Consider the following 13162-nt stretch of genomic DNA (forward strand, 5'->3'; position numbering starts at 1 on the left):
TGGCAGCGGACGCCGTGGATGCCGTGGTGGCCGTGGTGGCCGTGGTCACCTCAGCTGCCTCCGAGCCGGAAGACGGAGCCCGCGGTGTGCAGCAGGATGCGGACGTCCTGCCACAGCGACCAGGTGTCGATGTAGTGGTTGTCGAACCGCGCCCGGTCCTCGATGGAGGTGTCCCCGCGCAGCCCGTGCACCTGGGCCAGCCCGGTGATTCCGGCGGGCATCCGGTGGCGGGCCGCGTAACCGGGGTGGAGCTGGCTGAACCGCTGGACGAAGTAGGGGCGTTCGGGTCTCGGGCCGACCAGGCTCATGTCGCCGCGCAGGACGTTCCACAGCTGGGGCAGCTCGTCGAGCGACGTGCGGCGCAGCACATGGCCGACCCTGCTCATCCGGCGGTCCTCGGCGACGTTCCAGCGCGTCGCCGACTCGTGCTCGTCGCGGGGGCGCAGGGTGCGGAACTTCAGCACGGTGAACGGGCGCCCGCCCAGCCCGATCCGCTCCTGACGGAAGATCACCCCGGGCCCGTCGGCGATCCGGACGGCGAGCGCGCAGGCCAGCAGCACCGGTGCGACGGCCACCAGCGCCGCGGCGGCGACCGTGACGTCCAGGGCCCGCTTGCAGCGGAGTCCGGCCGGGCCGCGCCGGGGCCGCGGGTCCAGGCGGCGGCAGGCGAAGCCCCACAGGTGGTCGTCGCCGCGGACGTGGGGGGCGGTGGCCGGGTGCGCGGCCGGGGAGGTCGCGCCGACCACCCACACGGTGCAGTCCAGGTCGTCGAAGAGCGGTACGAGCGCCGCCGTCTCCGGGTCCGACCAGGGGTCGCGGGTGAACACCGCGTCGCGCACGGCGTTCTGGATGACGGCGCGGGCGATGTCCTCGCGCCCGGTGAGCACCGGCACCGAGACGCCCTCGGCCAGGGCCGCGTCGGCCGGTTCGCCGCCGGGTTCGGCCACGCCGACCGGGCGCATCCCGTACTCGGGGTGCTCGTACAGGGCGGTGGTGATCCGCCGCCCCGCCGGTCCGGCGCCCACCACGAGGGCGGAGCGCGGCCTGCGGCGCCCGGCGCGGCGCCGGGCGAGGTGGACGGCGCCCCGCGCCGCGCAGGCCAGCGCCGTGTGGCCGGCCACCGCGACCGCCAGGGCGGCCCAGCCCTGGGCCTGCCCGTCCCGGGCGGCGGCCGGGAGCGCCGCGGCCGCGCACCAGGCGATGGCCGTGCGGCCGAGCAGGGCGGGCAGCTCGCCGAGCGCGGAGGGCGCCAGGGCGACGCGGTACAGGCCGCCGCGGGCGTTGAGCGGCACCAGGACGGCCAGCAGGACGGCGCAGAGCACCGCGGTGGTGAACGCGTCCCGGCCCCCGCCGCCGTCCGGTCCGGCCACCGCGACCGCCGTCGCGATCGCGGCGAGGCAGTCGGCGGCCATGAGCAGGCCGGCTGCGCGGCGCCGGTACGGGTTCCCCCGCAGGGGCGGCGGCAGCGACCGGTGCGCCGGTCCGCGCGGTGGGCCGGGGTGGGTCGCCGTGGTGCGGGTCATGGGCTCCGGCAGGGGCAGGACCCGGCTCGGGTTGGATGTCCCGGTGTTCTCCGTGGTCATCGCCTGGTGCGCTCCCTGGTATCGGGGTGGGGAAGAACGGATGGATGGACGGGCAGGTGGAAGGGGTCCGCCGGGGCGCGGGCCGGGGCGCGGGGGGAGGAACCGGCGGCGGACCGCTCGGCCAGCACCTCGTCGTACAGCCGCGCGACCCGCTCGGCCGTGTGCCGGACGTCGTGGGCGGCCCGGACGTGCTCGGCGGCCCGCCGCCCCAGGTCGCGCCGGAGCGGCGGGTCGGCCAGCAGGGCGGACAGCGCGCGGGCCAGCGCGCGGGGGTCCTCCGGCGGGACCAGGAAGTCGGCGGCACGGCCCGGCGGGAGGCTCTCGGCCGTGCCGGTCACCGCGGTGGCCACCACCGGGCGGCCGCAGGCCATCGCCTCCAGCGGGACCAGGGCCATCCCCTCCCAGCGGGAGGGCAGCACCACCACGTCGGCCGCCGCGTACCAGGCCGTCGGGTCCTCGGCGGCCCCGGCGAACACCACTCCCGCGGGCGCCGCCCCGGTCAGTTCCCGCCGCCACGGGCCGTCGCCGACCAGGACCAGCCGGGCGCCGGGCACACGGGCGGCGACCTCGGGCCAGGCCCGCAGCAGCACGTCCTGCCCCTTCTGCCGGCACAGCCGGCCGACGCAGACGGCCAGAGGGGCGTGCGGAGGCACCCCGTCGAGCGCGGGCAGCGTGGTGCGCGCGCGGGCGCGGGCTGAGTCGTCCGCCGGGCGGAAGCGGTCGGTGTCCACGCCGTTGCGGACCACCGCCCAGCGGGCGCGCACCCCGGCCTCCCGGCCGTGCCGCAGTTCGTCCTCGGCGACGCACAGCACGCGGTCCGCCCACCGGGCCGCCAGCCGCTCCCAGTACAGGGCCAGCCGGGCGGCCGTCCCGCCGACGGCGTCGAAGGACCAGGCGTGCGGCTGGTGGACGGTGGGAACGCGGCCCCGCACGGCGAGGCGTACGGCCAGTCCCGCCTTGGCGCTGTGCGTGTGCACCAGGTCGGGCCCGATCCGCCGCACCAGCCGGGCGGCCCGTACGGTCTCGCCGTACAGGTCCGGGCCCGGCTCGCGCCGCGCGGGCCAGTCGGTCACCTCCGCGCCGGCCGCGGCGGCGTCCCTGCCCAGCGCCCCGCCGGGCGGGCAGGCCACCACGGCGCGCGTCCCCGCCGCGGTCTGGGCGCGCACCAGGTCGGTGACGACCCTGGCCACACCGCCGTCGACGGGCTGGGACAGGTGCAGCACCGTCACAGGACCCGCTTCCCCATCGCTCCGAAGCATGCGTGAACTCCCCATCCGACGACCTGACATGACTTCGCGCCGGCGGCGCCGGACGCGCCCGCGCCGCCCTCAGGGGCGCGCGTCGACCTGCAGGAAGACCGCGCCCAGCTGGTAGCCCTCGTCATCGGTGGTGAAGCGGAGCGTCAGCGAGTCGCCGCCGCCCGCCAGCGCGGGCGTGATGCCGTGGACGTCGGAGTCGTAGCCCAGCGTGTTGGCGTACGCGGGCAGGCGGTGGGGGGCCGGGCGGCCGTGGTCGGTGATCGTGGAGTTCATGGGGTCGTCGGCGGGGTTGGCCGCGTCGCGCACCCGGTACGCCGGGGAGGCGCCGGTCCCCGCGGTCAGCGTCTCCCCGCCCCGGCCGCGGTCGCCGTCGTAGGCCACCACGCCGGCGGCGCCGGAGGCCCCGCGGGGCATCGGCAGGTCCTCGGCGGTGATGTCCAGGGCCCCCCTGGAGGGGGTCATGGGCTCGTAGCCGTCCATGAGCACCAGGTGGCGCAGCGGCTCCCCGGGGTGGACGTAGGCGGCCACCAGCGTCCAGCCGCCCCAGGCGCCGGCGGGCGTGCGTCCCTTGGCGACGTTGAGCTGGCCGACGGTGTACGAGCCGCCGCCCGACCGCGCGACGAGGCCGGTGACGTCGGCCGAGGCGGTGTACCCGTCCATGACGCCGGTGCGGCGGTGGCCGATGACGGCGTCGGCGAGGACCTCCTTGTACCGGCCGCCCGGCTCGGCGATCAGCACCCGGCCGTTGTCCTCCGGCGGCTTCTGCTCGCCGACCCGGAGGTTGCCGCCCCAGTACAGCCGGGCGTAGGTGACGCGCGCTCCGGCGGGCAGGCGCAGTTCCGCGCTGCTGGAGTTGTAGGTGTTGGGGTCGTCGTCGACGTCGACGTACGTCATCTCGTAGTCGCCGTTGTTCCCGGCGGCCGACCCGTCCCGGGCCTCCGCGCAGGACGGCACGCCGGTGCCGGCGGGCGTCAGGCAGGTGGCGGCGGAGTTGGCGGCGCGCACGATGCCGCCGTGCTGCGTGGCGCGGTAGCGCTCGCCGAACGGGATGCGCGGCGCCTCACCGGGCGAGGGCGCGGGGGCGGCCGCCGTCGGCGGCAGTGCCATCGCCAGGACCGCGGATGCCAGTGCGCACAGCACTCCTCGGCCGGTGAGCCCCAGGGAAACACGCATGATCTTCTCCGATCGATGCCATCCAAATCGGAGCAAACCATGACAGACGCATAGCCGTCCCCCGGGGGAGACGCGCGGGGGGTTGCGCCGAGAGTGTGATCGTCCGAAAGGGGCGCGGGGACGGCCCGGCCCGTGTAGGCCAGTCCGGTTCAGAGGGGGAACCGGACCGGTGATCCCCGTGAGCCCACCGGGTGATCCTGCGCATCATTCCTGTTGGGCCGCCTCCCGACAGGACATTCACAGCCCTGAACCTCCACAGTCCGCATGTCCGAAAGGAGACGGCGATGATCCGTATCGCCAAGACCGCCGCGATCGCCGCGGCCACCTGCGCCCTGGTTCTCGGCGGCGCGGGAGCCTCGTCGGCCTGTGAGGGCCATGACGGCGGTCACCGGGGCGGCCACCACCAGGGCCACGAGAACGACGGCAAGGACGGCAAGAACGGCAAGAAGGGCCACCACAAGGGCGGCTCCGAGAAGGAGCACGGGAAGAACGGCCAGAACGGCAAGGGGGGTCACGAGACGGACCGCAGGGGCGGCAACGACCGGAACGGCCACGACCAGAACGGCCACGGCAAGGACGCCAACGGCCTGGGCGGCCACGGTCAGGGTCGTCACGGCCAGAACGGTCACGGCAAGGACGGCCACGGCAAGGACGGCCACGACCGGAACGGTCACGGCCAGAACGGTCACGGCAAGGACGGCCACGACCGGAACGGTCACGGTCAGAACGGCCACGGCCAGAACGGTCACGACAAGGACGGTTACGGCGCCCGGGCCGAGGCGGTGGCCTTCGGCTCCCCCGGCGTCCTCAGCGGCAACGTGCTCCAGGCACCGATCAACGCCCAGTTCAACGTCTGCGGCAACTCGGTGAACCTCCTCGGCGCCCTGAACCCGGCCGTCGGGAACATCTGCATCAACAAGTGACCCGGCTCCTCCGCCCCGCCGGCGGGGCGGAGGCCGTTTCGGCTCCGGGGAGGGCGGGCACCCGCGCGCGGCGGGGTGATCGACGTGCCCGGACCCGGAGGCAGGGGCCACGGCAAGCAGCGCGCACGGCGCCGCGGGGAGACGGGGCGCAGCGGTGCGCCCGGCCGGCACGCCGGCGAGGAGGCCGACGAGTCGCCGCGGCGGGACCCGCACCGGCGCTCCCCCGGACCGCGCGCCGTACGCGCCCCCGAGGGCGGGCGACCCGCGGAGCGGCTGAGCGGTGCGGTCCGCCCGGCGAACCGCACCGTGCCCGGGCCCCTCGCGCCGGAGCGCCCCGCGGAGCGGTCAGGGACCACCCTCCTCCTTCTGCTCGCGGACCGCGTCCCGCTCCCCCGCCGCGTCACGGGGCAGGTTGCGGCCCGCCGGCGGGTCCACCTCCACCGGCGGGATCCAGGGGCCGCGCTCCACGGTCTCGCCCGGCTGCATCCCCGCGGTGGGCCCCGCGGCGATCTCCGGCTGCTCCATGTCGTCGGCGGCCACGGCGTGCACATCGCCCTTGCCCAGCGGGGACGCGCCCGGCTCCTCCTCGCCGCCGGGCTCCCAGTGGTCCTCGCCCGTGCCCACGTCCTCGCCGCTCCGGGGCAGGTCCTCGTCCGGGCCGTACATGGCGTTCCCCGGGTTCCGCGTCCGCTCGGCCTCCTCGGCGATCTCGCGGGCGCGCCGCTCCCTGGCCGTGCCGTTCTCCTCGTCGGACATGGCCTCGCTCCTCTCCCTGGGTGCCGGGGCCCCGGTTCCCTCCGAGCGCTCCGGGTACCCCGAGTACTTGCTGACGGCGGATCTCGCCGACGCGGCGCGGGTACCCGGCGACCATGGGAAACATTCTGGTGGGCACCTGCTCGTGGACGGATCCCGCGCTGGTCGGCAGCGGGTGGTACCCCCCGGCGGCCAGGGGGGCGGAGGGCCGGCTGCGGCACTACGCCGGGCGTTTCGGCCTGGTCGAGGTGGACTCGACGTACTACGGGCTGCCCAGCACACGCAACAGCGAACTGTGGGCGGAGCGCACCCCCGACGGGTTCGTCTTCGACGTCAAGGCGTTCTCCCTGCTCACCGGCCATTCCACCCGGGTCGGCTCGCTCCCGGCGGAGCTGCGTCCGGCCGGGGCGCCCGCGGGCGCCCGGGTGCGGGCCGACGCGCTGGGACCGGCGGCCGTGGAGGAGGTGTGGCGGCGCTTCGCCGACGCGCTGGAGCCGCTGCGCGCGGCCGGGCGGCTGGGCGCGGTGCTGATGCAGTTCCCGCCGTCCCTGCGTCCCGGCCCCGGCGCGGAGGCGTTCCTGGAGCGGTGCCTGACGCGCGCGGGCGCGCTGGGGTGGCGCACGGCGGTGGAGTTCCGCGACCCGCGGTGGTACGCGCCCGAGCGGTCGGCCGGGACGGCCGACCTGGCCAAGCGCCACGGCGCGGCGCTGGTGGCGGTGGACACCGCGCAGGGCCTGCCCGCGTCCGTGCCGCCGGTCGCCGTCGCGACCGTGCCGGAGCTGTCGGTGGTCCGCTTCCACGGCCGCAGCCCGCACTGGGGCACGGGCTCCAAGGAGGACTCCTACCGGCACCGCTACACCGGGGAGGAGCTCGCGGAGTGGGTCCCGCGGATACGGGCACTGGCGGAGCGGACCGACCGGGTGCACGTCCTGTTCAACAACTGCTGCGGCGACGCGGCGGTCCGCGCCGCCGAGACGATGAGCGGACTGCTGGAGTGATGCGCCCATGGACGAGCCGAACGGGAACAGGAGCGGGGGGACCGGCGCGGGGGGACGCGCGGGAGCGCGGAAGCGCGACACCGCGACGGTGCGCGCGCTGCTGGAGCTCCACGGCCGCACGTACGCGGAGGAGGCGGGCATCCGGCTGCGGAACACCCCCGTGCCGCTGTACCGGCTGCTGGTGCTCTCGCTGCTGCTGAGCGCCCGCATCCGGGCGGACACCGCGGTGGCGGCGGCCCGCGCGCTGTTCGACGCCGGGCTGGGCGACGCGCGGAGCATGGCCGAGTCGGGCCGGCAGCGGCGGGTGGACGCGCTGGGCGCGGGCGGCTACCGGCGGTACGACGAGCGGACGGCCACCCAGCTCGGCGACGGCGCGGAGCTGCTCCTCCAGCGCTACCGGGGGGATCTGCGCAGGCTCCGCGAGGAGAGCGGGGTGGGCGAGCGGCTCCAGAGGTTCCCCGGCATCGGACCGGCCGGGGCCGACATCTTCCTGCGCGAGGCGCAGGGCGTCTGGCCGGAGTTCGCGCCGTACCTCGACCGGCGGACGCGCGAGGGCGCGGAGCGGCTGGGGCTGCCCGCCTCCCCGCGGGAGCTGGCGCGGCTGGTGCCCGGCGAGGACCTGCCGCGGCTGGCGGCGGGGCTGGTCCGCGCCGCCCTCGACCGGAAGGTCGCCGACGAGGTGCTCGACGCCGCGGCGGAGGCGTGAATTCCTTTTCTGTTTCCGCGCCGTTCCGCTCCGCCGTGCGCCGTCGTGCGCCGCGGAGGCCGTGACGTGCCGCGCTCCGGGGCTTTCGCCGGGGGCGCCAAAGGCCGGCCCTTGCCGTCACGCGAAGGCCGCGTCTATCTTTGGCGCGCTCGCCAACGGAATTCTGTGAAAGCTCAACTGACGGATCGCCGGGTTACGGCGTAGGGGAGGGACCGGCTGTGGCCGGACGAGGGCGTCATCGCCGATACAAGCCCAACGCGGTTTCCCGCGCATCGCTGACCGTCACCGCGGGAGGGGCCGGAATCGCCATCCCGCTGATCGGGGCCACCGCCGCCCACGCCACGCCCGAGGAGATCTGGAACAAGGTCGCCGCGTGCGAGAGCAGCGGTAAGTGGAATATCAACTCCGGAAACGGTTTCTACGGCGGATTGCAGTTCAAGCAGAGCACCTGGCAGGAATTCGGCGGCACCGCCTACGCCCCGCGCGCCGATCTGGCCACCAGGGACGAGCAGATAGCCGTCGCCGAGCGGGTGCTCGACGGACAGGGCCCGACCGCCTGGCCGGTGTGCTCGGCCCAGGCCGGCCTGACCTGGGAGCACCAGGGCTCCGGCACCGCCGCCCCGGCGGAGCGGAACCAGCCGCGGCCCCAGACGCAGGACCGGGCCCAGGAGCAGGACCAGCCCCGGGCCAGGAAGTCCGCCGCGGCCCCGGCCGAGGCCGGGCAGCCGCGCGAGAAGCCCTCCGACAGCGGCCGGACGTACGTGGTGGCCGGCGGCGACACGCTCTCCGGGATCGCCGACGAGCAGGACGTGCGCGGCGGCTGGCAGACGCTGTACGAGCGCAACCGCACGGTCGTGGGCGACGATCCGGACCTGATCTTCCCCGGGCAGCGGCTCAGCCTGCAGCAGAGCGGTGCGGCGCGGGAGAAGCGGGACGACGCCCCGGAGCGGACCGCCACCGTGCCCCGGCAGAAGGGCGCGCCGAAGGCCGAGGAGAGACCGGAGGCGCAGACCCAGCCCGAGGTCCGGGAGAAGCCCGGGGCCCAGGAGAGGCCGGAGGCGCAGGCCAGGCCGGAGGTCCGGGAGAAGCCCAGGACGCAGGAGAAGCCCGAGGTCCGGGAGAAGCCCCGGGCCCAGGAGAAGATCAGGGCCCAGGCCAAACCGGAGAGGTCCGAGCGGAAGAACTCGGCGGACAGCGCGCCGGGCTACGCCGCGCCCGTCGGCGGCGTCTCCCCCACCACCGCGTACCGCCAGTCGGGCAGCGGATGGTCCAGCGGCTACCACACCGGCGTCGACTTCCCCGTCTCCACGGGCACCTCGGTGCAGTCCGTCAGCCGCGGGCAGGTCGTCTCGGCCGGGTGGGGCGGCTCGTACGGCTACCAGGTCGTCATACGGCACTCCGACGGCCGCTACAGCCAGTACGCCCATCTGTCGGCGATCTCCGTGCGCTCCGGCCAGCAGGTCAACGCGGGCCAGCGGATCGGGCGTTCGGGCTCCACCGGCAACAGCACCGGCCCGCACCTGCACTTCGAGATCCGCACCGGTCCCGGCTACGGCTCCGACATCGACCCGCTGGCCTATCTGCGCGCCCACGGCGTGCGGATCTGATCCCGCGACTCCTCCAGCACCCCCAGCGCCCCGGCCACCGACGGCCTTCGGCGCGGCCGTCGCGGGATGAACGTGATCCACCTCGCCCTGCGGTACCTGCCGCTCGGGGTGGCGGTGGCCGTCCGGCTGCTCGGGCTGTCGGCCGTCGCCCTGCTGGTGTCACGGCGCCCGCGCGACCTGCTGTGGGGGCTGCCGGCGGGCGCCGTGGCGATGGGCGCCTGTCCGCCGCCGAGCCGGCGGGCCGGGCGGCTCGCCGCTCGCCCTCGCGGTGGCCTGGGCGCCGCTGACCGGGCCGCTGACCGGGCCGGCCGCCCTGGGCGAGGTGCTCTCCCCCGCCCGGTGGACGGCCGTTCCACCGCGCCCATCGCCGCAGCGGTGGGCGCAGTGGTCACTCAAGGACCCCTCAAGGGCCCCTCAAAGGTCATTCAAGGTCGCGCGGTTCCAGCGGGTGGGTCGCCGGGCCCTGGAGCACCGAGCCGTCGGGGGCGAAGCGCGAGCCGTGGCACGGGCACTCCCAGGCCAGTTCCGCGTCGTTGAAGTGGACCAGGCAGCCCAGGTGCGTGCAGCGGGCGGAGACGGCGTGCAACTGGCCGTCGGCGTCCCGGTGCACGGCGCAGCGGCTCCCGCCGACCCGCACGATCGCACCGCTGCCGGGGGCGATCTCCGCCACGGAGTCGACGTGGGAGGGACGCAGCCGGTCGCCGACGAAGTGCTTGGCGACGGTGGCCTGGAGGCCCAGCAGCGAGGGCGCCTCGCGCAGACCGGGCAGCCGCCGGGGGTCGTACAGCTTCGCCCAGGCCGGCAGGTCCTCGCCGGTGACGTACCGGGCGAGCAGCCGGCCGGCGAGCACGCCGCTGCTCATCCCCCAGCCGCCGAAGCCGGTGGCGACGTAGGTGTGCCGCGCGCCGGGGTGGAAGGGGCCGATGTACGGCACCCGGTCGGTGGAGCTGTTGTCCTGGGTGGCCCAGCGGTGGACGACGCGGGCGTCGGGGAAGCGCTCGCGCGTCCAGGCCTCCAGCCTCCCGAAGCGCTCGGTGACGTCCGCCGTGCCGGGCAGGAAGCTCTCGCCGGTGATGAGGAGCAGCCGCTGCCCGTCGCCGTACGGCGCGCTCCGCACCGAGCGGGTGTTGTCCTCGGGCGTGATGTACATCCCGGCCGGGTCCTGGTCGGCGGGGACCGCGGCGGCGACGACCAGTTCGCGGTGGGGCTCCAGCCGGGAGAACAGCAGCGCCCGGTCGAAGACGGGGTAGTGGGTGGCGACGACGACGGCGTTCGCGGTGACCGTGGCGCCGTTCTCGGCGGTCACCCTGCACGGCTCGCCCTCCTCCAGGCCCACCACGCGGGTGCGCTCGGCGATCCGCCCGCCGCGCCGCACCAGGTCCTCGGCGAGCGCCATCAGGTACTTGCGCGGGTGGAACTGCGCCTGGTCCGCCACGCGCACCGCGCCCCGCACCGGGAAGGGCAGGCCGGTCTCGGTGACGTAGGCGGCGGGCAGCCCGGCCTCGGCGGCGGCCTCGGCCTCGGCGTGCAGCTTCTCGTCCTGCTCCTCGGACTCGGCCCAGGTGTAGGCCGGGAGGCGTTCCAGCTCGCACTCGATGCCCAGTTCGCGGACGGTGGCGACCAGGTGCTCGACCGCGTCCTGCTGGGAGAGCGCGTACATCCGGGCGCCGTCGGCGCCGTGCATGCGCCGCAGGTCGTCGTAGATCAGCGCGTGCTGGGCGGTGACCTTGGCGGTGGTGTGGCCCGTCACCCCCGCGGCGATCCGGTCGGCCTCCACGACGGTGACCTGGCGTCCGGCCCGGGCGAGCTCCCACGCGGTGCACAGGCCGGCGATGCCGCCGCCGACCACCACGACGTCGGTGTCGGTCTCGCCGCCGGGCTCCAGCGGCGGGTGGGAGACGTCGGCGCCGGCGGGGACGGTCGCCAGCCAGTACGACCCGCGGTCGGAGGGGTCCGAGGGGAGCGCGCTCACGGCCGTCCGCTCCCCCCGGACTCGGGGTGCACGCCGGTGCCCTCGCCCTCGCCGGACGGGCCGACCTCGCCCACGCCCTCGGGCGGGCCGGTCTGGTCGGCGTCCTCGTCACCCCTGAGCTGGCCGATGTCGCGGTCCTCCCCGACGATGTGGACGGCCGACTCCTCCGGGCCCAGCCCCTCGGCCGGGGACTCGTGGGAGAACACGTCCTGGTTGGCGGGCCGGTCGCCGAGGGGATCGTCGCTGAGCTGGCCGGTCGCCTCCTCCGGGGGACCGGACGCCGTGGAGGTCTCCCCCACGTCGGGCTCCTCCTCGGCCAGCCGGTCGCCCAGGGGCTTGCCCTCCACCTGCTCGGAGTAGGTGGTGCCCCACTCCTCGGCGGCCACCGGGCGCTCCCCGGGGACGGGCATCTGCTGCGGGTCGTTCATCCACTCCTGCTCGGGCATGCCGTCCTGCAGGTCCGGGATGCCCTCGTCCTCCGGGCGGCCGCCCGGGTCGTCCCCGCCGTCCAGTGCCGAGTCGCCGGGGCTGGGGCCGGTGGCGGGTTCTCCCTCGGGCGGGAGGCCCGGCGTCTCGTCGTCGGTGGCGGTGGCGCCCTCCTCGCTCAGCCCGGGGCCGGTCTCGTCCGTCTCGACGGGCTCGTTCTCGTCAGCCATGGTCGGTCTCCCTCCGGGTCCCGGTGTCGGTCAGGGGCGCGCACGCGTCGGTGATCCGGTCCGTTGTCATCGCCCCGCCGGTACCCGCCGCCACCCAGCGGAAACGCGGCACATGTCCGGGCTGTGCCCCGATCACGCCGTTTCGGGGCCGGTGGCGGGGGTACCCCGGCGCGGCGCGCCCGGCGCCGGGGGAGATGCCGGGAGGGCTGTGGAACAGCGGTGGCCGCAGCCCTCCCGGACGCGCCGACGTCGCACACGACCACGCCGTACACGATCAGGAGGACCCAGGTGACCTTCAACCCCCTGGAGCAGCGGGGCATCCCGCTGGACCGGCAGATCCGCAACTGGCGCGAGCTGGACGTGGAACCGATCGACCCGAACCACGCCGACCCGTACACCCGCTGCCGCATCATCACCATGAACGGCATCGAGGTCGAGGCGATCATGTTCAGCCACCACTTCGCCAGGGTGTGCCCGGACATGGACGTCAAGCGGCAGCTCGCCGAGGTGCGGTACACCGAGCAGCAGCAGCAGAAGGCGGTCAACTGGCTGCTGCCGGGAACCTCCTCGGTCCTGGAGACGACCATCGCCTACGAGCAGGTGGCCGTCGACCTCACCGCCTGGGTCGCCCGGATGGAGCCGGACCCGTATCTCAAGCAGGCGTACCAGTTCGGCGTCCTGGAGGACTTCGACCACCTGTACCGGTACTCGAACCTGTACGAGATGATCGAGCACCGCAAGGCCGAGAAGATCGTCGACCAGCTCACCGAGGTCATCCCGGGCCGGCCCACCAAGTACCACCACCGCCACCCGGCCGACAACGTGCGCGACCCGTACGACAAGGACCGCACGGACCCGCTCTCCAAGCTGCACGCGCTGACGATCATGTCGGCCGAGCAGCAGACCATGAACTTCTACATGAACGTCGGTCCCCAGTACATGGAGCCCATCGCCCGCCGGCTCTACCAGGAGATCGGGCTCATCGAGGAGGAGCACGTCACGCACTACGAGTCCCTGGTGGACCCGGGCGAGACCTGGTGGGAGCGCCTGGTCAACCACGAGTACAACGAGTGCTACCTGTACTACTCGTTCATGCAGCAGGAGAGCGACCCGAAGGTCAAGGCGATCTGGGAGCTGCACCTGAACATGGAGCTGGAGCACCTGCACATCGCCTGCGACCTGATGCGGCGGCACGACGGCCGCGAGCCGGAGGAGGTCCTGGCGCCGGCGCTGCCCAACGTCCTGACCTTCGAGCCCAACAAGGGCTACATCCGCGAGCTGCTGGCCACCCAGCTGGACCTGACGACGCTGGGCGCGGGGTACGTGCGCGAGGCCCACGAGCGCTTCGAGCGGATGCAGGAGCAGATCCACGGCGGCGAGGCGCCGCCGAGCGAGCGGGTGATCGACGAGCACCGGGAGATGTTCGGGCGCGAGTACCGGGAGGCCTCCGAGGGCGAGCACCCGGCCGAGTCGCTGCGCGAGCGGGTCTGACCGCTCCTCCCCGGCGCCGGGCCGCCGCCCCTCGGGAGGGG

Annotated in this window: 11 protein-coding genes; 5 read left to right on the top strand and 6 right to left on the bottom strand. The window is 75.2% G+C overall.

Features of this window, described 5'->3' with window-relative positions:
* Positions 1 to 50 precede the first annotated feature (50 nt).
* The 3 genes from QC029_RS20975 to QC029_RS20985 form a co-directional block, all read right to left on the bottom strand.
* Positions 51 to 1583 carry an exopolysaccharide biosynthesis polyprenyl glycosylphosphotransferase gene (locus tag QC029_RS20975; RefSeq protein WP_279557261.1) on the bottom strand — a complete coding sequence of 511 codons (1533 nt, stop codon included), beginning with the start codon at positions 1581 to 1583 and terminating at the stop codon, positions 51 to 53.
* A complete protein-coding gene (locus QC029_RS20980) occupies positions 1580 to 2842 on the bottom strand; it encodes a glycosyltransferase (protein ID WP_279557262.1) in 1263 nt (420 codons plus the stop codon). The genes QC029_RS20975 and QC029_RS20980 overlap by 4 nt, the downstream gene beginning before the upstream one ends.
* A gap of 69 nt (positions 2843 to 2911) precedes the next feature.
* On the bottom strand, positions 2912 to 4015 hold the full coding sequence (locus QC029_RS20985; protein WP_279557263.1) for a hypothetical protein: 1104 nt from the start codon (positions 4013 to 4015) through the stop codon (positions 2912 to 2914).
* Between the two features lie 284 nt (positions 4016 to 4299).
* On the opposite strand from QC029_RS20985, the gene QC029_RS20990 reads away from it, so the two are divergent.
* Positions 4300 to 4938 carry a chaplin gene (locus tag QC029_RS20990; RefSeq protein ID WP_279557264.1) on the top strand — a complete coding sequence of 213 codons (639 nt, stop codon included), beginning with the start codon at positions 4300 to 4302 and terminating at the stop codon, positions 4936 to 4938.
* Positions 4939 to 5283: 345 nt separating this feature from the next.
* Here QC029_RS20990 and QC029_RS20995 read toward each other — a convergent pair whose 3' ends face one another.
* A complete protein-coding gene (locus tag QC029_RS20995) occupies positions 5284 to 5694 on the bottom strand; it encodes a hypothetical protein (RefSeq protein ID WP_279557265.1) in 411 nt (136 codons plus the stop codon).
* A 113-nt stretch (positions 5695 to 5807) separates the two neighbouring features.
* Between QC029_RS20995 and QC029_RS21000 the strand changes: the two genes are divergently transcribed.
* The 3 genes from QC029_RS21000 (at position 5808) to QC029_RS21010 (ending at position 9002) form a co-directional block, all read left to right on the top strand.
* Positions 5808 to 6689, top strand: a complete 882-nt coding sequence (locus tag QC029_RS21000) for a DUF72 domain-containing protein (RefSeq protein WP_279557266.1) — start codon at positions 5808 to 5810, stop codon at positions 6687 to 6689.
* A 7-nt stretch (positions 6690 to 6696) separates the two neighbouring features.
* Positions 6697 to 7395: an endonuclease gene (locus QC029_RS21005; RefSeq protein WP_279557267.1), complete on the top strand. Its 699-nt coding sequence runs from the start codon at positions 6697 to 6699 to the stop codon at positions 7393 to 7395.
* Between the two features lie 218 nt (positions 7396 to 7613).
* Entirely contained in the window at positions 7614 to 9002 is a 1389-nt protein-coding gene (locus QC029_RS21010; protein WP_279557268.1) for a transglycosylase family protein, read from the top strand.
* A 421-nt stretch (positions 9003 to 9423) separates the two neighbouring features.
* On the opposite strand, the gene QC029_RS21015 is transcribed toward QC029_RS21010, so the two are convergent.
* Positions 9424 to 10929, bottom strand: a complete 1506-nt coding sequence (locus QC029_RS21015) for an FAD-dependent oxidoreductase (protein ID WP_279557277.1) — start codon at positions 10927 to 10929, stop codon at positions 9424 to 9426.
* 41 nt (positions 10930 to 10970) lie between these two features.
* Positions 10971 to 11630: a hypothetical protein gene (locus tag QC029_RS21020; RefSeq protein WP_279557269.1), complete on the bottom strand. Its 660-nt coding sequence runs from the start codon at positions 11628 to 11630 to the stop codon at positions 10971 to 10973.
* Between the two features lie 288 nt (positions 11631 to 11918).
* Between QC029_RS21020 and QC029_RS21025 the strand changes: the two genes are divergently transcribed.
* Positions 11919 to 13121 carry a hypothetical protein gene (locus QC029_RS21025; protein ID WP_279557270.1) on the top strand — a complete coding sequence of 401 codons (1203 nt, stop codon included), beginning with the start codon at positions 11919 to 11921 and terminating at the stop codon, positions 13119 to 13121.
* Positions 13122 to 13162 lie beyond the last annotated feature (41 nt).

The organism is Streptomyces sp. DH37 (assembly GCF_029813835.1).
GTDB lineage: Bacteria > Actinomycetota > Actinomycetes > Streptomycetales > Streptomycetaceae > Streptomyces.

Excerpts from the sequence above, each read along its gene's own strand:
- QC029_RS20975 (WP_279557261.1), bottom strand. The coding sequence starts at position 1,583 with ATGACCACGGAGAACACCGGGACATCCAACCCGAGCCGGGTCCTGCCC.
- QC029_RS20980 (WP_279557262.1), bottom strand. The coding sequence starts at position 2,842 with ATGCTTCGGAGCGATGGGGAAGCGGGTCCTGTGACGGTGCTGCACCTG.
- QC029_RS20985 (WP_279557263.1), bottom strand. The coding sequence starts at position 4,015 with ATGCGTGTTTCCCTGGGGCTCACCGGCCGAGGAGTGCTGTGCGCACTG.
- QC029_RS20990 (WP_279557264.1), top strand. The coding sequence starts at position 4,300 with ATGATCCGTATCGCCAAGACCGCCGCGATCGCCGCGGCCACCTGCGCC.
- QC029_RS20995 (WP_279557265.1), bottom strand. The coding sequence starts at position 5,694 with ATGTCCGACGAGGAGAACGGCACGGCCAGGGAGCGGCGCGCCCGCGAG.
- QC029_RS21000 (WP_279557266.1), top strand. The coding sequence starts at position 5,808 with ATGGGAAACATTCTGGTGGGCACCTGCTCGTGGACGGATCCCGCGCTG.
- QC029_RS21005 (WP_279557267.1), top strand. The coding sequence starts at position 6,697 with ATGGACGAGCCGAACGGGAACAGGAGCGGGGGGACCGGCGCGGGGGGA.
- QC029_RS21020 (WP_279557269.1), bottom strand. The coding sequence starts at position 11,630 with ATGGCTGACGAGAACGAGCCCGTCGAGACGGACGAGACCGGCCCCGGG.